31 protein-coding genes and 3 pseudogenes are annotated in these 25,812 nt (G+C 37.8%); 9 read left to right on the forward strand and 25 right to left on the reverse strand.

What is annotated here, in order from left to right; genetic code table 11:
• Window positions 1–307: hypothetical protein (locus ACIQ0C_RS07265; protein WP_403058599.1), on the forward strand; the 307-nt coding region annotated here is incomplete at its 5' end.
• Between the two features lie 473 nt (window positions 308–780).
• Here ACIQ0C_RS07265 and ACIQ0C_RS07270 read toward each other — a convergent pair.
• The 4 genes and pseudogenes from ACIQ0C_RS07270 to ACIQ0C_RS07285 form a co-directional block, all read right to left on the reverse strand.
• A pseudogene (locus tag ACIQ0C_RS07270) lies at window positions 781–1,113 on the reverse strand (ribonuclease E inhibitor RraB).
• Between the two features lie 133 nt (window positions 1,114–1,246).
• A pseudogene (locus ACIQ0C_RS07275) lies at window positions 1,247–1,702 on the reverse strand (SRPBCC family protein).
• A gap of 149 nt (window positions 1,703–1,851) precedes the next feature.
• Window positions 1,852–2,724: an AraC family transcriptional regulator gene (locus tag ACIQ0C_RS07280; protein WP_403058602.1), complete on the reverse strand. Its 873-nt coding sequence runs from the start codon at window positions 2,722–2,724 to the stop codon at window positions 1,852–1,854.
• Between the two features lie 102 nt (window positions 2,725–2,826).
• On the reverse strand, window positions 2,827–3,279 hold the full coding sequence (locus ACIQ0C_RS07285) for a GNAT family N-acetyltransferase (RefSeq protein ID WP_403058605.1): 453 nt from the start codon (window positions 3,277–3,279) through the stop codon (window positions 2,827–2,829).
• A 240-nt stretch (window positions 3,280–3,519) separates the two neighbouring features.
• On the opposite strand from ACIQ0C_RS07285, the gene ACIQ0C_RS07290 reads away from it, so the two are divergent.
• Complete coding sequence (locus tag ACIQ0C_RS07290) at window positions 3,520–3,699, forward strand: small acid-soluble spore protein H (RefSeq protein ID WP_034309749.1); 180 nt, start codon at window positions 3,520–3,522, stop codon at window positions 3,697–3,699.
• A 206-nt stretch (window positions 3,700–3,905) separates the two neighbouring features.
• On the opposite strand, the gene ACIQ0C_RS07295 is transcribed toward ACIQ0C_RS07290, so the two are convergent.
• The 3 genes from ACIQ0C_RS07295 to ACIQ0C_RS07305 form a co-directional block, all read right to left on the reverse strand.
• Window positions 3,906–4,418, reverse strand: coding sequence for a DUF3189 family protein (locus tag ACIQ0C_RS07295; RefSeq protein WP_402838142.1), 513 nt, complete (start codon window positions 4,416–4,418; stop codon window positions 3,906–3,908).
• A gap of 285 nt (window positions 4,419–4,703) precedes the next feature.
• A complete protein-coding gene (locus ACIQ0C_RS07300; protein ID WP_403058608.1) occupies window positions 4,704–5,813 on the reverse strand; it encodes a D-alanyl-D-alanine carboxypeptidase family protein in 1,110 nt (369 codons plus the stop codon).
• 533 nt (window positions 5,814–6,346) lie between these two features.
• Window positions 6,347–7,318, reverse strand: coding sequence for an acyltransferase family protein (locus ACIQ0C_RS07305; protein ID WP_403058611.1), 972 nt, complete (start codon window positions 7,316–7,318; stop codon window positions 6,347–6,349).
• Between the two features lie 358 nt (window positions 7,319–7,676).
• On the opposite strand from ACIQ0C_RS07305, the gene ACIQ0C_RS07310 reads away from it, so the two are divergent.
• Window positions 7,677–8,069 carry a thiol-disulfide oxidoreductase DCC family protein gene (locus tag ACIQ0C_RS07310; RefSeq protein WP_403058614.1) on the forward strand — a complete coding sequence of 131 codons (393 nt, stop codon included), beginning with the start codon at window positions 7,677–7,679 and terminating at the stop codon, window positions 8,067–8,069.
• Between the two features lie 446 nt (window positions 8,070–8,515).
• Here ACIQ0C_RS07310 and ACIQ0C_RS07315 read toward each other — a convergent pair whose 3' ends face one another.
• The 9 genes and pseudogenes from ACIQ0C_RS07315 to ACIQ0C_RS07355 all read right to left on the reverse strand — a co-directional run bounded on the left by ACIQ0C_RS07315 (window position 8,516) and on the right by ACIQ0C_RS07355 (window position 14,965).
• Window positions 8,516–8,974, reverse strand: coding sequence for a hypothetical protein (locus tag ACIQ0C_RS07315; RefSeq protein WP_403058617.1), 459 nt, complete (start codon window positions 8,972–8,974; stop codon window positions 8,516–8,518).
• Window positions 8,975–9,044: 70 nt separating this feature from the next.
• Window positions 9,045–10,904 carry a S8 family peptidase gene (locus ACIQ0C_RS07320; protein ID WP_403058620.1) on the reverse strand — a complete coding sequence of 620 codons (1,860 nt, stop codon included), beginning with the start codon at window positions 10,902–10,904 and terminating at the stop codon, window positions 9,045–9,047.
• Window positions 10,905–11,371: 467 nt separating this feature from the next.
• Window positions 11,372–12,718, reverse strand: a complete 1,347-nt coding sequence (locus tag ACIQ0C_RS07325; RefSeq protein ID WP_403058623.1) for a DUF3238 domain-containing protein — start codon at window positions 12,716–12,718, stop codon at window positions 11,372–11,374.
• Between the two features lie 147 nt (window positions 12,719–12,865).
• Window positions 12,866–13,312, reverse strand: a complete 447-nt coding sequence (gsiB, locus tag ACIQ0C_RS07330; protein WP_054399809.1) for a glucose starvation-inducible protein GsiB — start codon at window positions 13,310–13,312, stop codon at window positions 12,866–12,868.
• A 183-nt stretch (window positions 13,313–13,495) separates the two neighbouring features.
• Window positions 13,496–13,693 (reverse strand): annotated as a pseudogene (locus tag ACIQ0C_RS07335) (KGG domain-containing protein); the annotation flags it as partial.
• 156 nt (window positions 13,694–13,849) lie between these two features.
• Entirely contained in the window at window positions 13,850–14,005 is a 156-nt protein-coding gene (locus tag ACIQ0C_RS07340) for a YvrJ family protein (protein ID WP_403058627.1), read from the reverse strand.
• Window positions 14,006–14,048: 43 nt separating this feature from the next.
• Window positions 14,049–14,267, reverse strand: a complete 219-nt coding sequence (locus ACIQ0C_RS07345; protein WP_053536155.1) for a DUF2922 domain-containing protein — start codon at window positions 14,265–14,267, stop codon at window positions 14,049–14,051.
• A gap of 42 nt (window positions 14,268–14,309) precedes the next feature.
• Complete coding sequence (locus tag ACIQ0C_RS07350) at window positions 14,310–14,528, reverse strand: DUF1659 domain-containing protein (protein WP_403058631.1); 219 nt, start codon at window positions 14,526–14,528, stop codon at window positions 14,310–14,312.
• A 158-nt stretch (window positions 14,529–14,686) separates the two neighbouring features.
• Window positions 14,687–14,965 (reverse strand): DUF2798 domain-containing protein, encoded by a 279-nt coding sequence (locus tag ACIQ0C_RS07355; RefSeq protein WP_403058633.1) that lies wholly within the window; start codon window positions 14,963–14,965, stop codon window positions 14,687–14,689.
• A 126-nt stretch (window positions 14,966–15,091) separates the two neighbouring features.
• Here ACIQ0C_RS07355 and ACIQ0C_RS07360 point away from each other — a divergent pair, with 126 nt between their 5' ends.
• Both ACIQ0C_RS07360 and ACIQ0C_RS07365 read left to right on the forward strand, forming a co-directional pair.
• On the forward strand, window positions 15,092–15,955 hold the full coding sequence (locus ACIQ0C_RS07360; RefSeq protein ID WP_403058635.1) for a LysR family transcriptional regulator: 864 nt from the start codon (window positions 15,092–15,094) through the stop codon (window positions 15,953–15,955).
• A gap of 156 nt (window positions 15,956–16,111) precedes the next feature.
• Window positions 16,112–16,771 carry a hypothetical protein gene (locus ACIQ0C_RS07365; RefSeq protein ID WP_403058637.1) on the forward strand — a complete coding sequence of 220 codons (660 nt, stop codon included), beginning with the start codon at window positions 16,112–16,114 and terminating at the stop codon, window positions 16,769–16,771.
• 47 nt (window positions 16,772–16,818) lie between these two features.
• Here ACIQ0C_RS07365 and ACIQ0C_RS07370 read toward each other — a convergent pair whose 3' ends face one another.
• From ACIQ0C_RS07370 to ACIQ0C_RS07385, 4 genes are all read right to left on the reverse strand, one after another.
• Window positions 16,819–17,073, reverse strand: coding sequence for a sigma-G-dependent sporulation-specific acid-soluble spore protein CsgA (locus ACIQ0C_RS07370; RefSeq protein ID WP_402838163.1), 255 nt, complete (start codon window positions 17,071–17,073; stop codon window positions 16,819–16,821).
• A 112-nt stretch (window positions 17,074–17,185) separates the two neighbouring features.
• Window positions 17,186–17,383 (reverse strand): helix-turn-helix transcriptional regulator, encoded by a 198-nt coding sequence (locus ACIQ0C_RS07375; protein WP_063235187.1) that lies wholly within the window; start codon window positions 17,381–17,383, stop codon window positions 17,186–17,188.
• A 28-nt stretch (window positions 17,384–17,411) separates the two neighbouring features.
• Window positions 17,412–17,903 carry a DUF6773 family protein gene (locus ACIQ0C_RS07380; RefSeq protein WP_403058639.1) on the reverse strand — a complete coding sequence of 164 codons (492 nt, stop codon included), beginning with the start codon at window positions 17,901–17,903 and terminating at the stop codon, window positions 17,412–17,414.
• Window positions 17,904–18,241: 338 nt separating this feature from the next.
• Window positions 18,242–18,811 carry a dihydrofolate reductase family protein gene (locus tag ACIQ0C_RS07385; protein ID WP_402838167.1) on the reverse strand — a complete coding sequence of 190 codons (570 nt, stop codon included), beginning with the start codon at window positions 18,809–18,811 and terminating at the stop codon, window positions 18,242–18,244.
• A 203-nt stretch (window positions 18,812–19,014) separates the two neighbouring features.
• Here ACIQ0C_RS07385 and ACIQ0C_RS07390 point away from each other — a divergent pair, with 203 nt between their 5' ends.
• The gene (locus tag ACIQ0C_RS07390; protein ID WP_403058641.1) at window positions 19,015–19,938 is read left to right on the forward strand and encodes an NAD(P)-dependent alcohol dehydrogenase; all 924 of its coding nucleotides are present in this window, start codon (window positions 19,015–19,017) and stop codon (window positions 19,936–19,938) included.
• A gap of 111 nt (window positions 19,939–20,049) precedes the next feature.
• Here ACIQ0C_RS07390 and ACIQ0C_RS07395 read toward each other — a convergent pair whose 3' ends face one another.
• The 3 genes from ACIQ0C_RS07395 to ACIQ0C_RS07405 form a co-directional block, all read right to left on the reverse strand.
• Window positions 20,050–20,412 carry a hypothetical protein gene (locus ACIQ0C_RS07395; protein ID WP_403058643.1) on the reverse strand — a complete coding sequence of 121 codons (363 nt, stop codon included), beginning with the start codon at window positions 20,410–20,412 and terminating at the stop codon, window positions 20,050–20,052.
• A gap of 166 nt (window positions 20,413–20,578) precedes the next feature.
• Complete coding sequence (locus ACIQ0C_RS07400; protein ID WP_403059009.1) at window positions 20,579–21,304, reverse strand: ZIP family metal transporter; 726 nt, start codon at window positions 21,302–21,304, stop codon at window positions 20,579–20,581.
• A gap of 166 nt (window positions 21,305–21,470) precedes the next feature.
• The gene (locus tag ACIQ0C_RS07405; protein ID WP_048687716.1) at window positions 21,471–21,809 is read right to left on the reverse strand and encodes a hypothetical protein; all 339 of its coding nucleotides are present in this window, start codon (window positions 21,807–21,809) and stop codon (window positions 21,471–21,473) included.
• Window positions 21,810–22,014: 205 nt separating this feature from the next.
• Here ACIQ0C_RS07405 and ACIQ0C_RS07410 point away from each other — a divergent pair, with 205 nt between their 5' ends.
• Entirely contained in the window at window positions 22,015–22,509 is a 495-nt protein-coding gene (locus tag ACIQ0C_RS07410; RefSeq protein ID WP_403059011.1) for a L,D-transpeptidase family protein, read from the forward strand.
• A gap of 74 nt (window positions 22,510–22,583) precedes the next feature.
• Here ACIQ0C_RS07410 and ACIQ0C_RS07415 read toward each other — a convergent pair whose 3' ends face one another.
• Window positions 22,584–24,038, reverse strand: coding sequence for an Msr family ABC-F type ribosomal protection protein (locus ACIQ0C_RS07415; protein WP_403058645.1), 1,455 nt, complete (start codon window positions 24,036–24,038; stop codon window positions 22,584–22,586).
• Window positions 24,039–24,643: 605 nt separating this feature from the next.
• Between ACIQ0C_RS07415 and ACIQ0C_RS07420 the strand changes: the two genes are divergently transcribed.
• Entirely contained in the window at window positions 24,644–24,820 is a 177-nt protein-coding gene (locus ACIQ0C_RS07420; protein ID WP_403058647.1) for a hypothetical protein, read from the forward strand.
• Between the two features lie 139 nt (window positions 24,821–24,959).
• Window positions 24,960–25,508 carry an SMI1/KNR4 family protein gene (locus ACIQ0C_RS07425; RefSeq protein ID WP_403058649.1) on the forward strand — a complete coding sequence of 183 codons (549 nt, stop codon included), beginning with the start codon at window positions 24,960–24,962 and terminating at the stop codon, window positions 25,506–25,508.
• A gap of 53 nt (window positions 25,509–25,561) precedes the next feature.
• Here ACIQ0C_RS07425 and ACIQ0C_RS07430 read toward each other — a convergent pair whose 3' ends face one another.
• The gene (locus ACIQ0C_RS07430) at window positions 25,562–25,765 is read right to left on the reverse strand and encodes a hypothetical protein (RefSeq protein WP_403058651.1); all 204 of its coding nucleotides are present in this window, start codon (window positions 25,763–25,765) and stop codon (window positions 25,562–25,564) included.
• Between the last annotated feature and the right edge of the window lie 47 nt (window positions 25,766–25,812).

Raw genomic sequence — 25,812 nt, forward strand, 5'->3', positions numbered from 1 at the left:
GAACATCACGATTGTTGTAAGAAGAAAAAACGCTGCGATAATGAGCATCACGATTGTTGTAAGAAGAAAAAACGCTGCGATAATGAGCGCCACGATTGTTGTAAGAAGAAAAAACGCTGCGATAATGAGCATCACGATTGTTGTAAGAAGAAAAAACGCTGCGATAATGAGCATCACGATTGTTGTAAGAAGAAAAAATGCCATGTTGACTTTGGGTGTCATTTGTCATGGAATTGGTAGTTTGTTAAATAGAAAGTACTTTGATACCGTGCTTATCAAAGTACTTTTTTTAGTTCCAAAAAGATGAGTCATGTCAACCTTACATGTATCGCGTACTCATTCTGATCCCCTTGGATTGACCTCTCTAATTCAACTATTCTTGTTTTAACTCTTCGTTTATCACATTTTCATGAAACAAATACATACCCATCGCCTGTCTCATTCTGCTCAACCTTAGGTTTATGATTCGCTTGCTTCTTCAACCATACCCTTTACAAGAGTGATTTTTGAAAAAAAGTAATAAATTTACACATTTACACTGGAACATTTGTTCTACTTGTGTTATTCTTATAAAAACAAAAGAAAAGATCTGATCGCTGAAAACGATTTGATCCGTAATTATAATTAAAGGTCGGTTGTATCCGCGGGCCTAATACGGTTGTACCGCTGAGCCGAGCCATTTGCTAACGTTCAGGGTGCCGGTGATAAGACAGCTCCGAACTTCAACAAAAGCACCCGTTCGTTCATCAAGAACTGATAGTTTTATAACAATTACAGTTATTAATCAATCATTACTCCCCATCCATCTGTTTGCCCACCATAAGGTATACTTAGTCCATCAAGTCGTTTTTGTATATCAATAATTTCTTCGTAATTTAAAAGCATTTTTTTTTAAACAATAACAAGTCCACTCTTCTGTTTCATCATCTTGTTCCAATTCACAAATAAGCCCGTCATCCCTGAATGATTTTAATACAGCTTCACCACTCTATCTGGAACCGCAATAAAAAATTCTACATCTTGTGGCTCATTAAAATCAACACCTTGTTTATATAGCATTTTTAACACTTGCCCATCTTCATCGTTAGGGAATTTTTTAGGGAATAATTTCATTATTCATGATCTCCTTCATTCTTGAGCAGTGAATTAGTTATTCTTGATATTTTACCTAAACGCCCCGTTTAGTGGACCAAAAAAAGGCTGCCGCAGCAACCCTGATATTTAATGTAAAGCATTAAAACCAAGGTTATTGCATATTCTCGGCAATCTTTTTCAGTGCCTTTGCACGAGAAACGATAAATGCTCTCATATATTTCTCTAAAAACATCTTATCAGCTAAAACTCCAATTGGTCCGAACGGTGACTTATATTAAAATGTATCCATCATTATAGTTCCGCCTGATTCCTCTATAAACTCATGTGTGTGTACGAAGGAATGGAATGCTCCCTTCACCATAATATCTACAAACTTATTTGGTTTTTCCATTAGTGTCACTTTGGCTTTCAGCCTTTGTTTTATACCAAAATGTATGGCTTCCCAAGTAACTGTATCTCCCTCCTCTAATAGCCCTTTTGTCACACCATCAACAGCAATTTCCTTTGTTTTCGCTGTCGTTTTAGTATGGATATCCACACTCCTAGCTAGGTCAAAACATAATTCAACTGGTGCTTTAATAAATTGTTGATACTCAATAACAGGCATTTTTAATCTCCTCATATAAGCACTTTCTACCCATCATTATAGCTCGTTAAAGCAAATATTACCTCTTATTCCCTTATCCTTACCTGTTTGTTCCATAAGAAAAAGCTGCCATAAGACAGCTCTTCCGGTAAACCCTTCGCCTGCTATGCTTACTTTTTCATAACGGGGATCCATATTTCACTTCTAAATGTTGGTGAGGTTATGTCTTTATTTTCATTCCAAAGGATTTCCGGCCCTTCACTTTGTTCATAGTTAGAGGATGGAAACCATTCGGAATAAATGCGTCCCCAAACATTTTGCAGTGTTTCTGGAAAGGGGCCGACTGCTTCGAATACCGCCCATGTAGACGCATCAACTTTCAGCTGTGTTAAGTTATCTGGACATTCCCTCGTTGTTGCTGCGCCGATATAATGATCAAGATCCCCTTTTTCCTCGAAACGGCCCTCGGAAAAGTTCGCAGATGCACTAAGCAGCCCTAATGGCTCGACATTCGATAGGTTTTTAAGTTCATTTATCGTTTTCTCGTCTAAACTTTTCCACATAGATGCTATCTCTGGATTGACCCCGTTAAAAATGATTGGAACCCTTTTTTTAATTCCAATTATGTGAAATGCCTCTTTTTCTTCAATTCGATAGTTCATTTCACTGCCTCCTTTAATGGATAATTGGAAGGACATCGGTGGATAGGCTTTAAGTGAATGGCCATTACTTCTCGCTTCTGATGGTGTGATACCATGCAAATGTTGAAACGCTCTCGCAAACGAGTCTGGTGAACTGTACCCGTACTTTATCGCAATATCAATGACCTTTATGTTGTAATTTTTAAGCTCAAACGCTGCAAGTGTAAGTCGTCTTCGGCGGATATACTCGGATAGTGAAATACCTGCAAGGAAGGAAAACATCCTTTTAAAATGATATTCCGAGCAATAAGCTAGCCTTGCAACTTCTTTAAAATCAATTTCGTTCGTAAGATTTTCTTCAATGAATTTAATGGCACCATTCATATTTTTGAGCGAATCCATTCAATGACCTCCCTTATATCAACAGAATAGCAGGAGTTGAAACTAATCATCCGACATTCTGTGCACGATTATGCAGGGTCTAATCCCTTGTGTTAAAAGTACTTATTGTTGAAATGGGGATTTACGGACTTTTTGCATAAATAGCTCTGGTTTATCAATCTGATTAAAACCGTATTTTTTATATAATGAATGTGCATCATTCGTTGCTAACATAAACCGGCGAACCTCTTTTAGTTCGGAATGGTTGGTGATAACATCCATTAACCATTTTGATAATCCTAATTTACGATAGTCAGGTAAAATAAACACATCGCAAAGATACGCATGGGTTGCTAAATCGGTTATTACCCTTGCAAATCCAACTTGTTCACTACCTTCATTACCTATTTCACCCTTATAAACCCCAAAACATAAGGTCGTATTTTCAATTGACTTTATTACTGTTTCCTTTGGTATCCCCTTTGACCAGTAAGCTTCTTGATTCAAAAAATTATGTATTACATCTACATCTAAATACTTTTTATTAGTAGAAATCGAAAATCCTTTAATATTCATTTTACATCCCCCTGAACTTTTTTAATTTTCTGTAATTATACCTTTAATTTTTTGAACTGGCCTGCCGCGTTGATCTCATAATTATAAGCTGCCTTAAATATAACTCGATCTTCAGCTAACGGACCAGTTCGTTAAGTAAGGGGATAAGGGATTCTTGGAAGAAATTTAATTACAACTAGTATATCTAAGTAATTCGGAACAAATATTAAACATGTTGCAAATTCAAAGGAGGTGGCTAAAATGAACGCACAACGAGCAGAGGAAATTGCTTCTTCACCAAATATGGTTAATGTAACTTATAATGAGGAAAGTATCTACATTGAACACGTGGATGAACAAAATGGAACAGCTACAATCCATCCCCTTGATGATCCAAATAAAAAACAAAGTGTTTCTGTAACCAGCTTACAAGAACAGTAATTTCCTCAATCAACAATAAACCTCCACTTCCCGGTGGTGGTTTATTGTTCGATTAAGTTCATTGAACATCACCACCTCTTGTATAACATGTATCCATCCAGAAACATAACAAAAAAAGCCAACATCATTTGTTGACTTGAATTCCTAATTAAGTTTACAACCTGCACTAAACGAATTTCGATGGGCTAAGCAATCTTTTAATAGTATTACTTATATATTTCATTCTCTAATATAATCACTTTTTCCCCATTCGCTGCTTTCCCTATTTGTTTCGTATTTTCAACCAAACGAAAAATATTATCACAGCATTGTTTGGTGCCTATAATTAATAATGGTACACCTATAAAATCAATTTTTAATACTCTTGATAAATATCCCCCTATAGACATGGCAATAGGCACTGTTGGTGATGTATTGGAGAATACTATTTTTTCGTTAAAATGAAATTTCCCTTCTAGTAGTAAAGTCAATTCTTTTAATGCCGGAACAACAAGTTTCTCTCTTTTATGTCCCATTGTATAAACGGAGTTGCCATCTTCATCGGTCCCGCGAAAAATCAGCTTTCCAAACTCTTTTTTCGTTAATTTATTAAAATATTTTACATTTAATATTTCTTCCGAAGTTAGTTTTCTTTCCGATTGAGGTAATTGTTTTAAATGATAGGCGGCAGCCAAAGACGTGGTATGCGTACCCCCATAATCATTATAGATATATATCATGAAATCATCCCTAATAGTTTTTTTAATACTATTATGGTCATATACTCCATTTCCAATTCAGTTGATTATTGTCGGGAAATATACTGAATTCAGGAATATGATCTCATTTCACATAATCAAGTTGGCCTATCCATAAACACGACCTTTGTGCTGTCCGATTAGTATATTCCTGTCCTCAGATCATCAAGTCCTAATAAAAAAAGAGTACTCTTATCAGTCGCGGATGATAAGGGCACTCTGTTATTGTTTTTATTATTTATAACTGGGTATGTATAGTAACGGGTTCTAAAATCCTCCCAATCCTAGAGAAGGGACAGAAAATTTTATTAGCTTATCATTGATTCTTTCTTTTTTAATCGGGGCAGGCAATACTGTGTTCCTGACATCAGCGACCGTGTTAAGGTCAAAAGATTTTATTGCTTCACCTTTTTGGTTCATGATTGAAAGAATTCCCTCATTACTCGTTTTTAGACTAGGTTGATCACTGATTAAATGAGTATAGTATAAGTCTTCGTTCAGCGTGTAGGAATTAGAGTAGTCCGCTGAATAAAGCTTGCTTTTTTTATCAATTTTGCCTGATTTAAAGTTTTCAAAGCCATAGTTGAATAAAAGCTTGGTATCAGAGTAGGCAACTTTGTCTGAAGGAGCTTTTAGAGTGACAGCAATCAAGTCCTGATCTCCTCTAGTGGCAGTAGAAATCAGGGTGTAGCCGGATTGACTGACGAAACCGGTTTTCCCGCCGGTTATTCCCTTATAGGGGAGTTCGCCTTTTAATATTTTATGATGGGTAATGAGAGTTGTGTCCCATGTTTCCACTTCCCATAGTAAATCCTTCTTCCCAAAATACTCACGGAAAGTTTCATTTTTCATTGCATATTGGGTAATTTTCGCAAGGTCACTGGCTGTAGTTACATGGTCTTTGTCAAACAATCCATGGGGGTTCCTAAAATGAGTATCGGTGACGTTTACTTCTTTGCTTAAAAACTCATTCAAATCTTCCATGAACCGTTTTTCACTGCCAGACATATGCTCGGCAATTGCGATGGCTGCATCATTTCCGGAGTTGATCAGCATTCCTGCAATTAATTTGGAAAGCTCTATTTCCTCCCCGGGTTCTATAAATACCGAAGACCCGTCTGCTTTCGCTGCTTTCTTGCTAACAGTAACTAGTTCATCCATATCCCCGTGTTCTATAGCATATATAGCCGTGGCAACTTTCGTTAGACTGGCTGGATACATACTTTTATCCATGTTTTTTTCGTATAATACTTTTCCACTTTTCGCGTCAATAATGATCCCGGCTTCACTATTGATGGGTAAGTCAGATTCTGCACTTACCGTCGTAGAGGCGAAAGGGATTAAAGCCAAAATGAAGATGAAGAAAAACTTTTTCATATCCCGCTCCTTTGATGATAGTAAAATCTTATATAGTCATAATAAAATAAATCTGAATGTTTAGAGTTGATTTATTGAAAGTGAAATACAAAAGTAATTACCTGTTAATAATTTTGGAAACATTTCGGGTAATCACCTTCATTTTCTTTCCTGAAATAACTTTATAAGGGTTGTCACCCTTTTAGTGGAGCCTCCATTTAATCCCCCTTTAAATAGATTTTCTTGTAAATTACTAAATATCTTTTCATGAAAAAACCCTTCAAACTGAAGGGCTGAGTTTGTAGCAAAAAAGGTTTTACCTATATTTCAAAACAAACTTGATTGGAACGCAAGGTGCGAGACTCCTGCGGGAAAAGCGCATCAAGGGGAGACACCGCAGGCGCAAAGCGAGTGCCTGGAGTGGAAATCGACGTTTGAGGTGGTTTTACAAACCCTCATAAAAACAGCAGACAAACTTGATTTTCATCGAGTTTATCTGCTGTCTCACCCCTTCAAACTGAAGGGTTAGTTACTTTATAGGTGTTAAGATTCTGTTAGGTTTTCATTTTCATTCCCGTTAACACACATTCCACTTTTACAATCGGTTTTCTTGATAATATAAATATAATGGTTACAGGTATGACTAATAAAACATAGTATTGGTCACTTTCCTTGATCCAATCATAAATAAATGAGTTATAAACATATTCCAGAAAAAACATATGAAAAAGATAAATAGCTAATGTAATTGATCCTATTTCAGTAAAAAAAGTATGCTTTCTAGGAACAATACATAAAAAACAATAAGTTGCTGCTCCCATAATTAAGTAAACGAGTAACTTATATATAAAACCGAGGGCAATGGAGCCTTCCATTAATTCCTTATAACCTAAACGGCCATAAAACCATTCCCTCCAAGTGGTTTCCCCATAGAAATAGATACCGGTAAAGATTAACCCTAGTACAGCCCAGCCTATTAGGGCATTACTTTTCTTTTTAACCCATTCAAAATGATGTTTTTCTAAAAAATATCCAATTAAAAAGAAAGGAAAGAAAAAGAACGTTCTCGACAAACTTAACCATTCATTCACTTCACCAAAGTAACCGATTATTAGAGAGACAATTATTGAAAAAACGATTCCATATTTCCTGGAGGAAAACATAAACAATAATATATTCCAGCAGAATAAGCTTATTAAGAACCATAAAGCCCATCTTGGAGTTAAAATTGTGAATTCAATTGGTTCATCAAATATCTTCTGATAATAGAAGGTATAAATCACCTGGAATATTAAATATGGAATTAATATTTTCTTAATCAGCCCCCAGAGGTCCTTTTTGCTTTTTATCTTTCTTGAAAAATAACCGGATACTAAAATGAAAGCTGGCATATGGAATGAAAAAATAAACAAATAACTAGTTAAAATCCATTCGTTTTCTTCCACCATTCTAGCTAATGTGTGTCCCAAAACAACTAGTACGATTAAAACAGCTTTCGCATTATCAAAATACGGATCACGTTTCATGAAATCTTACCCCCTATAAAGAAACTACTAGTTATATCTTCTGATCCTCATTTATGGTTTGAATGAAAAAGCCGGCGTTCCTCTAAATATAGGATTGCCGGCTTTTTACTTAAGGAACTTCATTGGAGTATCTACCATATCATAGCTTGTTTACAGTTTAGTTAATGGAAAATAACAGTTTGATAACAGTCAAAAAACTGCCTATATCAACACACTCACCCGTTAGTGACTTGCCGGAACGAACAATCACTTCCATATTCAAAACTCCAGGCAGTTCCAGACGTTTTCGCCTTTCCAAAACGGGTAGTGTATTATAGAAGCATGAGTATGATAACGTCTCTCTATAGGAGGAATGTTCATGAATCCGGTCATTTTGTTTGATGGTGAATGCAACTTTTGCGATTCGAGTGTCCAGTTCATTATAAAGCGGGATCCGCAAGGGCTTTTTCATTACGCTTCGCTTCAAAGTGAGGCAGGACAAGAGTTGCTGAAGAAGTATGATGTTCCTGCAGATATAGATAGCATGGTGCTGATCGAAAAGGATAAGGCCTACTATAAATCGTCTGCAGCCTTGAGGATTTGCCGCCGCTTACAAGGTGCATGGAAATTGCTCTACGGTTTCATCATCGTTCCAAGCTTCATCCGTAACTTCGTTTATGATTTCATTGCCAGGAACCGGTACAATTGGTTCGGAAAGAAAGAAGAAAGCTGTATGCTGCCGTCGCCAAGTGTTCGAAAGCGGTTTTTATAAATAGACTTGTAAACATTAATGTTAATTTAATTAAAGACCGTGGGGAAATAGTTCGCACTTAGGGGAAGAAAATCAAGAAAAGGCTAATCAAAAAACATCTTCAGAAGTTTGGGTAAAGGAGCAGATAAAATTAATAGCAGTTGCCAATGAAAACCCGGAAATTAATCTAGATACACTTTATTCGCTCTTTATCGGGAAGTAAACAATTAAAATCGAAGCCCCTAACTGCCATATTAAGCTCGGAATGAAAACACAGATGGAAAAGGTATTTAATTTTCTACTTTCGTTATGGTTTAGATTATCCCTTTATTGGGATTCTATAACGTAAAAAAGGTAATTCAGCTGAATTACCTTTTTTACGTTATAGAGTTTCCGGTAAGGCTCTATAACGAATGTGGTTGGTACACATTAAAGAACAATATTTATGAAGTTTGTTTATATAATTGTTAAGGGTGAGTTATTATTTGCTCAACTTTATTAAGAGTACTAGCATTACTTGGAATAAATTGAGCAGTTAATTGATAGTCTCCTTTTGAAAGCAACTTCGAATTAATTCTTATAGTATACTCCCATGTGTCTCCTTTATTAAAATCTTTTTTATGTTTTTTAGTCGGTTGAGATTCAACAGTAATGATATTACCCTCTTTAATTGGACTATTCGTTATTGTTTTGAATTCTACGTCTATTTCATTACCTGTAGCAAACTGCAAATTAAAGTTCTTATTTGTATCATTGGTAATTTTATAAGTAAAACTCTCATAGTCTTTTGTTGTCAATTGATGTTCAAGGGATTGTTCGACGTTAAGATCGAGTTTATTGTTCTTTTTATCAATTTGAGCAATGTAGTAGTAATAGGCAAATATTATTAATGAAGAAATCAAAATACCAATAATTAACTTTCGCACAAGATACACCCTTCCAAATGTTGAACATTACATGTTTTATTCCCTCTTTTTTGTTACTCTAATTATTTATTTAGTAACTTTTCACACTGCTTGTAGGAGGATTGTCCGCGTAGTCTTTACCCGTTCCTGTAGAAATTCCGTATGAAAAACCTCCTGAGCCACCACCAATAGATGGAGTTATCGTTGTGAAAGCATGAGAATATTCTACTATTGCTTGTAAAGGTCCATTGTTTTTACTTGAAGCAGATTTAGGTAGATAAATATATTGAGTGAATTTCCCTATATCATCATGTGATCCAGCACGTAGATCTACTTTCCAAGACATACCCGCTTTTAAAGAAGGTTTAAAAACAGTAACAGATTCAGTAATAGGAATTGCACCATAATAAGTATGAGATAATTTACTTGTAGATTTATACCAAGCGTTATCAGTCCAGGCTAGAGCAAAAAGATCCACGTACCGATTTTTTGGCATGCTATTCCAATTATAACTACCATTTATTTTAAACTGTTTTTCATTACTATTCTTAATTCCAAGATAAGACGCACTTACTTTTAGAGTAATACTTCCACCATTCTTTAAATTTTGAGCTTGTACATCCCCACTACTTTCATCTTCCGGGACAAATGTATAGGTAGTTTCAGAATAGTCAGGATTCATTGCTCCTTCAGATATAAACTCTTTCATTTCTTCATTAGTTGTTCCATCAATAGCTTCTTCTGACCAACCAGCTTCAGTTAAAAATGCCAATTCTTCTTCGGTTAATTCATCTTGTTTCGAATCTGTTTGGACGTTATCTGGATTATACGGTTCAACATATTGAGAGATAGAAGGATCAACATTTACCAATTTATATTTTTTTTGATTATCTAGTGTTGTAGCGTAGTCTTTTAATTTTGTGCGCATTTCTTTATTATCAAGGTTTACATTTTGTGACCAAAGAAGGGCTGCAACTCCTGAAACATATGAGGCAGCTATAGAAGTACCACTTGCTGTTATATGATCGCCATTTAAATCTAAAGTTTGGATATTTACTCCCGGGGCAACCAATTCTAATTGATCGCTATAATTAGACAATGAACTCATTTGATTATAGAAGTCTGAGGCTCCAACACCAATTACATTATCATAGGCAGCCGGATAAGTAACTTTTTCAGTCCCCTCATTTCCTACTGAAGAAATCATTAAGACTCCTTGATCATAAGCTTTATCAATCACATTTTTCAATATTTCAGATTCTTTAATACCACCGAAGCTCATGTTTATAATATTAATATCTTCTTTAATTGCCCACTCAATTCCTTCAATTATATCACTATATTGTCCTGTACCATTTTGATCAAGTACTTTTCCAACATACAATTTAACATCTGGAGCTACTCCGTGGAATCCAGAATTTTCATATGAAGTTGCAATTATACTAGATACTGCTGTTCCATGACCGTTTAAATCAATAACATCTTCTTCACTATCTATAAATGAAGCTTGCTTTTCTATTACTATCCCAGATTGATTAGAAATCCCGGTGTCTAAAATTGCAAGTTTAATGCCTTTTCCAGTTATACCATTTTCATGAGCTTTATCAGCATTAATTCGTTTTGTTCCCCAACTATATCCATTTTCAAGATATGTTTCTCCATTTAAAGGAGTAGATTGTACTGTTACATCTTCTTCAATCAGTTTTACAGTTGGATTTTTCTTTATTTTATATAATTCATCAGCTGTTAATGATGCTTTTGCAGTCTTAAAATGCTTGTATTTCCCTTTGATTTCACCTCCCTCTTTTTCAATTAATTTAGTATCCAATTCTTTATTAAACTCTACTAAATAGTTCTTTTCGCCTTGATTCTTTGCTTTACTTACACGAGGCTGTGAAAAAAATGAAAATATTAAGATAAAAACCGCAATAAATGAAATGATTTTTTTCAACTAACACATCTCCAGTTCAAATTTTTTATTTAAATATTATATCTCAAAAGAAACACTAGATATATTTTACCACGTTTTATATAAATTAGTATATTTTACCCATTGTATTTTTATTATCTTTTGAAATGATGGTCAATAATTAGGTAAAATTTTCCTAAAGAAACTAATTAACCAAAAACCAGTAGAAAACATTAGATAATAACAAAAGCGAGCAATACTGAAATTAAACTGATAATAGCAAATAACTTAATAGCTCTACTCATTGGTCTAGCAGGTTTCAAGCAAAAAATTGTGCGGATAGTCATACAAGGATTGCCGCATTTATAATGACTTAATCTTGTTTCACATCTTCTCACAGATTTGGAACAGGTATTATATCGGGTCTATAAAGAAAATCAATACTTTCCTATAAAAAAGGCTAATAAACAAAAAAAAGGACGATAAGCGATCTTGGCTTTTCGTCCTTTTCATTGTGTGAATGTGGAGTATCTCCATAAATGATTGGCCGTAGGGTGCGCCATCATTTCGAGTCCTTTGTTTTCCGCTAGGTGCAGCGGTTCCCAGTTTTGGCCATCTTCCTCCTTTAGGTAGACTTCGTGATGCGGTGCCTGATCATGATAGCCGGCGATATTGATTTCGCCATTTCGGTAAAAGGTCCCGATCACTTTATAATCCACGGCAGGTGAAATGATGATTGGGTTGCCTACAGAGTGTGTCAGCTGAATTGTCGTTTTCTCCTGATTGGATAATACGCGCTTCACTAAAATGTCTTCATCCGAGGCCACTCCCTCCTCAAGGAAATCCCCATCATGGTTGTAGGCCTCACTTTTCCCGACCGCTTTGGAAAATTCAATCTCGGCTTCACGTTCCTTTTCGTGAATGTACACATCGACCCTGGTCCGGAAACGGGATGATTCAGGATCAAACCCGCGGTTGTCTCCTTTAAAATAGGGAACCTTTGAGGCAAGATTGGGGTTTTTCAGCCACTCTTCCGGTAAAAAAGTGGAATAGCGCAGCTGCCAATTTCTTTTCCTTTTACCATCAACATCGTTTTCAACTGACTGCAAAAGCTGTTTTACAGGTCCTATCTTTTTTGTATTCGTTATTTCCTCAATCGCTGCCTGTGCTTGGGAGGAACCTTTTTTTACGGCTCCGACCATACTCGCTACAAGGGATTTCACGGCATAGGACTCCTGCTCTGAACGCGGAAGGGGCCGCTTTGCTTTAATGGTATAGGTGTATTCCTGATCTTCACTAATACTCCGATCACTAAAAGAACATCCACGCACTTTCCCAATATCCACGCCGTTTCGGTAAATCGTATACTCTTTTATTCCCTTGATGGGCTCCCATTCCAGGCTGGCTTGGCCTTTTGCGACAATTGTAGTGAATACCAAATCCAAAAGGATATTATCCTCTTTTTTATTCTCGGCGGTCGTTGATGTCTGTATTTTCATCCTGTTCACTGCCTGTTCTTTTTCATTCAAGCTATCTATCGTGTACGTATAGATGGTTCCTGGACTCAGACCACGATCTGCAATCTTTGGCTCCGTGCCGCTGTAAATCAGCTCTCGCCCCCTGAATACCCGATAGTAACCGCCTTCATCAGGCCAAATAAGCTTTATGGAATCTTCTTTCCGTTCGATCTTGCACATCAATGAAGCCGTTTTGAATTCCGCCTGATGCTTCCTCTTATTGGAAACCAGATAAGCGATTCCCGCAAGACCAAGAGCAAGCAATGAATGCCGTGCAGTGAATGTAACTCCGCCTGCTTTTAAACGGGGAAATGAATAACGGGCAATCAATTTCTTCATCACCTCTTCCTTTTCTAGATGTTATTCTTTACCCACTTTAATCTCTAAGCACACTTTGCAATGTGCTGTAAAAGACAACTTGCTGGCATAAAAAAACCGAGGGAATGGTATTCCCCCGGTCATCTATAAGTTTCAGTGGATTATATTTTAACGGCGGCTTTTTTCCCCGCCTTTGCGTCCTGCTTCTTCACGGCTCATTTTTCCATCATCGGAATCATCACGTTGATTTCCCCGTGCCTCTCCGCCTTTTTCGCCGATTTCCTGATAGAATTCCTTGCCATGACTGTCGGATGTCGCTTCTCCGCCTTTTTTACCAATCTCTTGATAGAATTCCTTATCATGATTTTCGGATGTTGCTTCTCCGCCTTTTTGGCCAATCTCTTGATAGAATTCCTTATCATGATTTTCGGATGTTGCCTCTCCGCCCTTTTGGCCAATCTCTTGATAGAATTCCTTATCATGATTTTCGGATGTTGCTTCTCCGCCTTTTTGGCCAATCTCTTGATAAAATTCCTTATCATGATTTTTCGCTGTTGTTTCTCCACCCTTACGTCCTGCTTCTTCACGACTCATTTTTTCATTGTTGTTAGCCATTAAAAATTCCTCCTTATTATTTGGATTTTTCATGTACTAGCTACATATGTCATGTACCCGTTTGAACAGCCATAAAACTAGATTCAGCTAAATACTTCAGGTCGCTTCTTTTATTTAGCGGCAGCTTTTTTCCCCGCCCTAGCGTCCTGCCTCTGCCATGCTCATTTTTCAATCATCGGAACCATCACGTTGATCGGCTCTAGCTTCTCCGCCTTTTTTGCCAATTTCCTGATAGAATTCCTTATCATGATTTTCGGAAGTGGCCTCTCCGCCTTTTTGACCAATCTCTTGGAAAAATTCCTTATCATGATTTTTTGCTGTCGCTTCCCCGCCTTTGCGGCCAGCTTCTTCCCTGCTCATTTTTTCATTGTTGTTAGTCATTAAAACTCCTCCTTATTGTTTGGGTTTTTGATGAACTAGCTACAGTCTTATGTATACCCGATAGTTTTGATATAAAACTAGAATCTATTAAATCTTTTCCATTTCAAAAGGAAAAGCCTCATGGATGATATCACCCATGAGGCTCACCGCTTATCCTTAACCTGACTTGGGAATCCCTTCTCGCAGGCGATCTGGCAGCTCCACAAGGGTTTCATTCAAAGTATCCAATTTCGTTTCAATCCTATGAAGCAAATAAAGGGTAACAATGATCGGGAACCCAATATCACTGACAAATGGCAGGAATTGATCCACTTTTTTTCACCTCTCTTCCAGGGTGACCAACAAGACCCGTTCGTTAGATGAGTTCCACTTCCTCGACATTCCGCTCGACAAGGCGTGCCGCTTTCAAATCGACGAAATCCCCTGAAGATGTAACAAACACGTTCCCCGCAATGATTTTTTCCATTGCCAGTTTAACCGTATTCACTTCGACCGGCTCCTTCGGATTATCAACGGAAATCGTCGCTGACTTTCCTTCCTCCGTAACGAAAATCAATTCCAGTACTTTAGCCATTTCAACTCACCTCCCCCGCTTCGGCATCTTTCCAAATACCGATTAGCCAATCAATGAATACGTATCCAGCCGGTTCACTTCACCCATTGGATAATTCTGCACACTTGAGATTGCAACAGCCGTCGAAAACAACTGATCCGCCGTCGCCTCGACCTTGATGTTCGAAAATGTCCTCCGCTTGAAAACGAGAGCCCCTTTTTCATTTAACCCCGTCTCAAAATCGATCCGCAACGTACTTGAAACTGGAATCTGGTTTGCCATGCCACTCACCCCCTTTCACACTCTATATAAACTTTTACAGGAAGAAAGTAGCATGGTCTTGAAATTTTCCAGGGAAACACATAAAAAGCTCCCCATCATTTGGGCAGCTCTAAAATCAGGAGATCCTTTTAAACAAATTTTATTTTTCTACTGCATCATCAATTGTCTTCTTCTCTCACTAATGAATCTATCTCAATCATGAGTGGTTTTTCTACAAAACTAATTCTTCTCATTATTTGTTGTATTACTCTCGGAAAAAAGTAAGCTCCAAAGAAAGCACAGATAAAAGCCTGTGACCAAGTTTTTAACCATGTAGATAAGAATCCATGATCATAACCCCTATTTATTGAGACTAATATAAATGAAATAAAAAAGGACATACAAAAAGCCATTAAAAATGCATAAATAATATTGCTGTATTTAACGTTAATATTCATTATTTTTCTGCTTCAACTCCTTTGTTGTTCTGTTCCCAACTATATTTTATTTCTTCCATTTACATTAGTAAAACCAATTTTTATAATAAATCTATTAGAAACACTAATGCAAAGGGGTTAGTAAGGTTGAATTCGTATTATGCTTTTATCAAAACCATAGAAACAAGCAGTTTTACAAAAGCTGCTGAAGAACTTGGCTATACGCAGTCCGCCATTAGCCAAATGGTGCATTCATTAGAGGAAGAGCTTTCCACAACTCTTATTATACGTTCTCGAAAGGGTATTACCCTGACACCAGATGGCGAGGAATTTTTGCCATATATCAGGAAGATTTGTAATTCACACAGGGAACTGACTGAAAAGCATAAAGAGATGGAGGGACTGCAAAGCGGCCTTATTCGAATTGGCACCTTTTCCAGTGTTACATGTCATTGGCTACCAGGATTGATCAAAGAATTCAAGGAACTTTACCCAACCGTTCATTTCGAATTACATCAAGGAAATTATACGGAAATCACAAACTGGATTAAAGAAGGCAGCGTAGACTTTGGCTTTGTGAATTCAAATGTTACGGATTTAACTGCGATTCCCTTGCAAGAAGATGAAATGGTGGCTGTAATGCCACTAGATCACCCTTTAGCATCATCCACAGAAGTCTCCTTGGAGGAATTGCTAAAAGATCCTTATATCCTTTTGGATGAGGGAGTTATACATGAACCATTATTAATTTTTAAAAAGTGCCATCTTGAACCTGATATACAATACCGTGTATATGATCCTTATGCGATTATGTCCATGATTGAACATGGGCTTGGCATTTCGATTTTACCGAAACTGCTCTTAAATAAGTGTCCCTATCATATTGTGACGAAAACCATCTCTCCTTCCATTATCCGAACAATTACTTTGGCGTATAAGGATAAAAAGGTATTGCCAATAGCAAGCAGGTATTTTATTGACTTTATCATTGAAAGGTATAGGGAACTCTAATCTCTATTTTCATTATCATTTTCCTTTTATTTTCCCTTTAAATTATTTTTTTATGACTGACATTCTTGATGCGAAGTTAAATTGCATTTGGCGATAAATGGCACGTCATGTTCGCTCTTTCTGGGAAATAATAATCACGAAAGGAAGTGGATGTTGATGTCATTAGAATGGTTTGACAGAGTAAGCGGGGAATTGCAGGATCATCTTAAATCAATTTGTGAGAAATACGACCGCAATGGCAGTATGATCGTGGAGCGCGGGTCTAAGCATCCACGCATCGAGTTTTATACAGAGCTGGAAGACGATGAGCGGGATTATTTTTCCTCGCTGTTTTTTGATCCGTATAATGAAGAATTTTATATGGAATCGTTCGATCCGGATTTAGGGCAGATCAGCAAGGTCATCCTTTCGGATATTGAAGATATCGTCGATGCTGTCCATGAGAGCTTCCATAACTATTTGGAAGAGGAAGAGGATGAGGATGAGGATGATTATGCATATGAATTGGATATGGATGATGAAAATGATGATTTGTATGATCCTGACGGCGAAGATTCCGATATATACGAAATCGATGTAGACTGGGAAACGCCTGAAGTGACCGCCTATATCCAGGATAATGAAGTGGAGGTCACCTATCAATTCGGGATCGTTCAGGAGACGGGTGATGGTGTGCTGAAACGGATCAATCGGATTCGGACAGCGGATGATGACCTGATAAAGGATGAAACGAATTTCATTTTCAGCAAGGAAGAAGCAAGCACGATCATCGCCATGATAGCCAGTCATATGGATTCACTTAGTGAAATGGAATAAAAAAAGCATTAAAAACCTTGTCCATGATCATCATGGACAAGGTTTTATTAAATAATAATCAGTTCATATACCTCTGATAATTGCGTGACCCGTTCCGTATCACTCGCTTCCTTTGCATGCTTGATTTCCTTAGGAAGAATATGGTTAAGGAGACTGGCTTCTTTACCGGATAGCTTATTGACGAGTTCTTCTTCAGAATGAAAGTGTCCGCTTTTGATTTTATTATAAATTTCCTGCGCTTCAGGATATTGGTCCGTATAGTTAGACAATATCTCACGCAAGTAACCAATCGTACGATCCATCAAACCATCCCTCTCGAATGTTAGATTTTTGCTTACATGCTATACCTTCCCCCATTTTTTGATGATAAATTCCTGAAAAAAAAAGATATCCAAGTCAATGGATACCCCTTATTCAGTCTTCCTCCCAAAACAAATCATCCAATGTACGGGATAATGCTTTACAAATACCGACACATAAACTTAATGAGGGATTATACTTTCCGGATTCAATCAATCCTATCGTTTGCCTGGATACGCCGACAATCTTGGCCAGTTCATCTTGTGACAAGTCCTTTTCTACTCGTGCAAGCTTCAGTTTTATATTTTTCAAGGGAAAGCACCTACTATTTCTTATAATCTTAGCTATTTTTCATTCCGATTTTCTTCGCCAGCAAGTATATACCACCAAAAAACAGAAGTAAAATCGGCAAATAGATCATAACGGATACAAACGATACCAATACAAAATACCATACGCCCTGGGAACTGCCATCAGCATAGGATACAGCACTATTCACCCCCATGAATAAAGAGATGATGAGTGCTAAAGCAACCGTCCCAAAAATTGTCTTCCTGCTCATCGGTGTTTTGCTGGTGCGGTCATGCATCTCCACTTCATCCCAGAATACACCTAAGAAAATGGAACGAGCTAAGTAATACAGCCCCCCTGCAACAAGGATCGCGAATTCCAGATATAACTCCCCGCTGCCTGCACCATATTTATATAGTTTGAAAAGTGCACTCACCAGGCAAATGACCAAAATGACGTAATACATTTCTTTATAAATTTTATTTCTTACATTCTCAATCCGCTCATCCGTGATCTTTTTCGTTCGTCTAAATAAATTCATCTTCGATCGACCTCCATTAAATTCCATCGCTTACCCTTATTATATGATTTATTTAACTTTTTGCAACATATATATTACATTTTATAATTTATAAATTGCAAAATGGATAAAAAAAGGTACCCATACATCAAGTATGGATACCTTACTAGCCTTATTTAGGGTTTTACTCGTAAGTTTTGGGGATTTACTCGTGAATTCTAGGCTTTTACTCGTGAGTTTTGGAGTTTTACTCGTGAATTCTAAGCTTTTACTCGTGAATTCAGATTTTAAAAAAACTCTCCCATTAGAAGAAGAAATTTAATTTCACCTTGGATAAAGGATATCATTGTGCTTATCGATCACTCTTCATTAAGATGATAGCAAAGTTGAACAACGCCAGAGGAAAAGCTTTTTGTATCAACAAGTGTTAGATTCAATCTCTCCTTTATGTCAACAAACAAAGGTTTTCCTTCCCCTAAAATAACAGGGTGAACAGATAACCTGAATTCATCAACCAGCCCCAGTCTTATAAAAGATGTAATAAGACTTGCCCCTCCATAAAGCCAGATGTCTTTACCAGGCTTATTCTTTATTTTATTTACTTCTTCAACAATATCATCATTTATGATCGTGACTTTATCATCAGTGCTTTTTTTCGTTTTGGAAAACATGAACTTTTCTTTGCCATGAACGATTTTCCACATTTCTTTTTCAGTATCGGATACCTCATTTTCTGGCGTATATTGTCCCCATAAATCATAGCTTTTTCTTCCATAAAATATAGTATCAATTTGATTCAAGAAATCAATGAACCCCATTTCAGAGTCCATAATGCACCAGTCCACTTCCCCTTTCGGCCCTTCAATAAATCCATCTAATGTAACTGCTAAATCTAAAATTATTCTTCTTGGTCTTTCGTTACTGGCCATTCTTTAATCTCCTTTTGTCGTGTATCAGCAAAGCCAAAACTTCGCGCATTATCCGAATTGAACACTCTTGGAGTACCTCAGGGAAATCCCCATGAATCTCACTGCTTTTCAACATTTCATCAGAAGCTTCAGTTACGTTAGTTTTATCTTACAGCTTCCAACATAGTATTAAAAGATTGAATCAAAAACTAAGGAGACTTGCGATGAAAACAATGGTATGCACGAAATACGGTCCGCCCGATGTACTGGAACTCAAAGAGGTAGCAAAACCAACCCCTAAGGACAATGAAATACTGGTAAAGGTTCACGCGGCAACAGTGGCTTCTGGGGACATAAGAGTCCGGAGTTTCAAAAGCCCTTTCTTATTATGGCTGCCGATGCGAATCTTCCTGGGTCTTAGAAAACCGCGAAAACCGATACTCGGAGTGGAGTTGTCCGGGGAGATAGAAGATACCGGGAGGAATGTGACAAAATTCAAAAAAGGCGACCAGATTTTTGCCATGACTGGAATGAATTTTGGGGCACATGCCGAATACACATGCATACCTGAAGGCGGGCCAATCGCAATGAAGCCTGCCAATATGACCTATGGGGAAGCCGCCGCCGTTTCTTTTGGGGGAACGACAGCTCTGCATTTTTTCAGAAAAGCCAATATCCAGGACGGGCAAAAAGTCCTTATCTATGGTGCATCCGGTTCTGTTGGGACTTCCGCGGTGCAGCTGGCCAAATACTTTGGAACAGAAGTTACCGGAGTATGCAGTGCCGCTAATTTTGAATTGGTGAAATCATTGGGAGCCGATAAAGTAATTGATTATACGGAAGAAGACTTCACGGAAAGACAAGAGCGATATGACATCATCTTTGATGCAGTCGGGAAAAGCTCAAAAGCCATATGCAAAAAAGCACTAACCCCGAACGGGCGATACGTGTCAGTTGAAGGACAGGGAATAGCAAAGGAACGTACGGAAGATTTAGTATTTCTCAAGGAGCTAATCGAAACTGGAAAATTAAAATCGGTCATTGATAAACGCTACCCGCTGGAACAGATTCCCGAGGCTCATAGATACGTAGAGCTAGGACATAAAAAGGGAAATGTCGTCATAACTGTTCATCATGATAAAACCTGACAAAACCTTGCACATGTTCTAACTAGCCTCTGGACAAGGAAATACCCCTTAGACAATTGGATCTGAAGGGGTATGACGTCATAATTCTTATATAATTGGGGTCCACTTTCATCATAGACATTCCTCCTTGCAAAAGGTCAAGCTGAGGTTATTCAACGTGTAAATTCTAGCGGTGAAAATGAATAAATCACTGTAGTTATTTTCAACGTACTCTTCAATGATCACCATCCCTTTTCTGAATCTATCAACTAATAAATGCGTGTAGTTTTCATCCCAGGTAAACCGGTTGATTCGTTTAAGTTCATCGGCCAATACTTGAAACTTAAACTCCTCAACAAGAAGCTTCAATTGATATAATTTATCTCTATTTAAACAAAAGCAATTGTTTTCATTTTCATGATTTTCCCGGACGAATGTAATGAAACCATTTATATTATCAGCCAACATATTCGCTATTTGCATCTCGAAGTTCAATTCCAACAGCTCCTCAATGTCTAAAATCTATATGATGAGTGTATGATTTGAAATGGTATTTTAACACCTACAATTCTTTTTTCGAGATAGATTTCCTTGTGCATTTCCTTCTATGATAGAATTTATAACAAAAAAAAATTGCCCCCTTCCTTCCAAGGGGACAATCTCACATCGAATCCAGAACCAAAGAGATCAGCAGGCCGGCAGCGGTGAATATGCCCGTGATCGGCCCTCCGTCTTCAAATGCTTCAGGCATCATCGTTGAGGCGATCATGGCGATGATCCCGCCGCCTGCAAAGGCTGCCATCGCTGCCAGGACATAGTCCGGGGCATGATCGAGGAATAGATAGCCCGACATCGAGGAGAGTGCCGAAATGATCAGGACGGAAAACCACAACAGCATGATTTTCTTCTTGGAATAGTCACTTTTGAGCAGACCCGTTGTACTTGAGAGCCCCTCCGGAATATTACTGATGAAGATGGCGATGACCAATAGCCAGCTTACCGAGCCGCCGCTTATTAAGCTTGCGCCAATCATGATCGACTCCGGAATGGCATCCATCACCGTCCCGATGAAAATGGCTAGGCCCGCTTCCTTCGAGGAGCTATTATTGGATCGTTTCCTTTTATCCGCACCTTTCTTGGAAATAAGAAAATCCAAGGCGGTAAACACGGCGGCCCCTGAAATGAACCCGATCGCCGTCGCCCAGATTCCTCCATCACTCACCGAATCAGCAAGCAGCTCATATGCCGCGGCACCAATCAATACGCCCGTACCAAAAGCCATAATATAGCCAATGATGTTTTTCTTTATCGGTATGAAGATGGCGGCAAGTGCGCCAAACAGGACGGCAGAACCCGAAACCCCTCCCCAAAAGACCGCATTCCACATAGAATTCCCCCATTCCCTTTTTATAGGACAGTGTACCCGGGTTGATGTTGGGGTAAACAATGGGCCGCCTATTGCTATTCCAGCAAAAAAAAGCAGTTATATTCGCTGCCATGGTTTTTGTGTATAGAATGGTAGAGTTGTTCTTAGCACACTACTCTTCGCTGCCTTATATGACTGATATTTGCGGTTTTCCTTCTTCCCTTTCACTGACCTTTTCAATTTTATCGACAAACATTTGAAAAACCTTTCTCTTTTCTTCCAGCTCTTTTATCGATTCTTTCAATTCATTCAATTTTTGTTCAAAAGGTTTATGATAGAGCTCGCGGATGTTTCGAATAATTTCATCATTTATAGTGGATTGTACAACCTGTTTGGTAATATTGAATTTATAGGAATAAACCTGAAGTTCACGCTTAACTTCTTCATACTCTTTTTCTATCCCATTTAACACATCACTGATTTCTTCATTCCATTCTACTAAAGCCTTTTTCACATGTTCCTCCACCCTTATTCCCCCTCTTTAACTAACAAAAAATCCATCTCGATAAAAACTTATTTTATCAAAAGTTCATTTCGGTTTCTTTTCGGCTTAATTACTTAACATATAAATTTCATTAAAAACAGATAACAGCTTACAACGAGTTATGAAACACTTTTGAAAAATCACATAGAATGGAACATGACAACTATAACCTATGGAGGTGTTCAGACTGATTCATACAGTTAAACCAGGTGAAACACTGACACAGATATCCAGGGACTACCGGAAACCGCTATCTGAAATCATCACTGCTAACCCGACCATAAACCCGAATGTCATTTATCCTGGCCAGCCCATTGTTATCCCTGGTTTTCCTCCTCCTGATACCATTCCATTTCAGATTGATGTATCCGTTAACAATCGCAGGCTTAGGCTGCTAAAAAATGGCGCACTGCAAAAACAATATCCGATTGCCGTTGGAAGAATGCTGTCCGGTACACCAGTAGGACAATTCATCATTATCAATAAAGCCCCCAACCCCGGAGGCCCATTCGGGACGATGTGGATGAGTTTATCAAAAGAACACTATGGCATTCATGGAACGAATGATCCCAGCTCGATTGGTAAAGCCGTCTCAAAAGGCTGTATTCGCATGCATAATCGGGACGTGGAGGAATTATCAAGGATTGTTCCAATCGGGACATTGGTTTCGATCCATCCTTAATGTGTCTAGTTACTCTCCTATATAAATAAGCCGACGAGATTGTCTCATCGGCTTATTTTTCCATAAACTTAAAATCACACTTGAACCAATTTTTTCGCTTGTATTTTATACTGAATATCGGCAACATGCTTTATGAACGCTTGATCATGGGTTACAAATATGACCGTCCCCTCATATCCATCCATGAATCGTTCCAACGCTTCAATGGCAGTAATATCTAAAAAATTGGTCGGTTCATCTAATAGAAGAATGTTGTATTCTCCTAGAAACAACGAACAAAGCTGGAGGCGAATCGCTTCGCCGCCACTTAATGACCGAACGCTTTTCAGGATATCCGTCCCGACAAACTGCATCGAATGAAGGACGCTTCTTAAAAATCCTTCATCATATTCTGAGCGGTCCCCCAAGAATTGCAGTACCGTTTCATTACTTTCAAATCTATAGCTCATTTGACGGAAGTAACCGATTTTCGCTTTTGGAGAAAGCGTTAAACCGGTACCATTATTCGCAATATGGTGAAGCAAAGTACTTTTACCGCTGCCGTTGCTGCCTGTGATGGCTATTTTTTTACCGAGCGGCAGCTGGAAACTCACTTCATCCAATAATACTTTCTCCTTCACTTGAAGAGTCAGCCGGTCCGCCATTATCGGGAACTTATTATGCAATTCCAATTGCTTTGACTGGCGAAATACGATTTGCCTTTCCTCTTGTACAGCTTCCACTTCCTGAAGTTTTTCCACTCGATGCTCCATTGCCTTCGCTGCACGTTGTGCGGATTTTTGGCTTGTGCCTTTCGATTTCGTCATAAACGACTTATTCGGTTTTGCATTCGCCTCTTTTTTTGACAATCTTCCAGCTTGAGCGATTTTTTCAGCTTTTTTCATTTTTTCCTGCGCCGCTTTTTCAAGCCGGCTCTTTTCTTTAATGAATTGTTCATGAGCTTGCCTCTGTTGTTCACGTTTTAACTGCTTCTGTGCCATGTACTCGCTGTAATTCCCTGAATATACATGCACCTCGCCTTCATGCACTTCCCAGATCGTCGTGACGAGTTCATCCAGTACAGCCCTGTCATGACTAATCAAGACAAGCGCACCATAGTAATAGCGTAACTCATCAAGTAAAAACGAAATGCCGTCTTGGTCCAAGTGGGTTGTCGGCTCATCGATAAGCAACGCTTCATTATAGTGGGTAAACAATTGGGCAAGCTTCAGCCTCGTTTGCTCACCGCCGCTTAACGACCCTGAATTTCGCGGAACTGTCAATCTTCCTAGTAACGCTGGATTAGCTTCTGCAACAACAGGCGCTTCCACTTGCTCAAAATAGCCACGATCAACGTAACCCTTTACTTTTCCGCTTGTCGGTTGAATTTCTCCAGCAAGTAACTTCAATAATGTACTTTTCCCTGTACCATTTTTCCCGACGATGCCGATGCGGTCAAATTGATGTACAGCCAATCGTTCAATCTTCAATATCTCTTTATCTAAATACGTCACTTCGACATTTTCTAATTCAAAACATATTTGTTCCATATTCGCTACCTCCGAAATTTATGATTTCGTATCGATAGCTTGGATCGATACGAGCTTCTACTTCAAGCCCGCATCAAAAGAATAATAGAAACTGCAATGTACATTCCCCCTATTTCATAGTCTCCGCAGAATGACCCTGTAATCGAAATAAGCTTATCTTCCAAACCCGTATCAATAGAAAAGTAACATCATCAAGCTAAATCCCTCCAAAACAAAAAAGTACACAGAAGGGCTCTCTGTACGAAAAAAATCGGCATAGATATCCGGCAGAACGACAAAACCTCTACAACATATCCATCCTATACACACAGCAAATAACCCCTTATACAAAGCGGTTTTTTCCATAATATGTGTGTATATCAGTATAGTTGTAAAAATGCCACGTTTATCGCTCCTTTCAAATTTTGCCCCTATTCTAACCAGGATATTTCCAATAGTCAATGATTATTGTTTTGGATGATTAATAACTCTGAACTTTTTTATCAAAGGTTGGTAGGTCCTTTTCGTGTAAAAAGTAATTATCTTACAAATTAAGTTTTGCATGATATTATTAATAATTAAGTAGGCAAGAGCAATGAAAAGATAACATCTAATGAGTGAAAAATATGAAAAAGAAAATCATCATGTGGGTTACTGGTGTTCTAGTAGCCATCATTCTTCTTGGGTCAGCAGGCATGACATTCTATAAATACGCTCCAACTAAGGAAAAACAACTACTGAAACCATTGAATGATTTTACTTTTGATTTCTGTTTCAATAAAGCATGTTCCACATCGAAATGATATACATCATGAATTGCCAATAAAATATGGCGGAAAAAACTCGATGTCTAATTTATTTCCTTTGCCAAGAGAACTCCATCAACAAACAGTAACTGGGTTGGTGGGCTTCATATTAATTTGATTTGGAGGGATAAGTAAATTGAGCCATTTTGTACAAAACACCCTATCTGGACTTAAAGAATTGTTGAATAACACTGACCAAATGAAAATAATATCATACGAAGGGGAAGTTAGAGAGGTTACTTGTTCTTTTAATTCTGAAGCCATTACAGCTGAAATTGAAAAGTTTGAAGTTGAAAATAGCATCAAACTTCCTGAAGACTACAAGGCGTTCTTAACACTCCATAATGGAGCAAGAATATATGAGTCAATTGATGAAGACGGTGGAACACTTGGCGATGGTCTTGAGATATTTAGCTTAGACGAAATAAAAGAACATCAAGAAATTGAATATTTAAGTGAACACGGGATTCCGATTGCACATCTGTTGAATGATTGTTATCTAATATTAGATACAGAAAAACTAAAGAGTGGTGATCCAAATTACCTTAATATTTTGGAGTTTACAGAACTTTCATCTCTAAACCTTAATTTTGAAATCTTCTTAGACCGTTACATTATTTCACAAGGTGAAGCGTTTTGGTGCTGGCCTATTTACACAGCTGAAAACTACTATAGAACTAGGTAAAAAAATAAATAAAAGAGCGATTGCTAATTAAATGCAGTCGCTCTTTTTGAATATTATTTCGATTCGATTTCAAGTATCACTGTTTGTTTATGTTTAGGATTTTTAGTTTTGTCTGTTTCGTAAATAACGTCTGTGGGATCGTTTAGTTCAGATTCTTCTTTAGATGTCTTTTCTTTAGATACCTTTACATTCGATTGAGACGAACAACCAATTAGTATTAATCCAGCAAGTAAAATGACAGCATATATTCTAATCATGTATGCAGCTCCTTATTTGTTTACTCAAAGTATAGCATGGAAATATA

The organism is Peribacillus sp. NPDC096448, from assembly GCF_044762675.1.
In the GTDB taxonomy this organism is placed as follows: Bacteria; Bacillota; Bacilli; order Bacillales; family DSM-1321; genus Peribacillus; species Peribacillus frigoritolerans_B.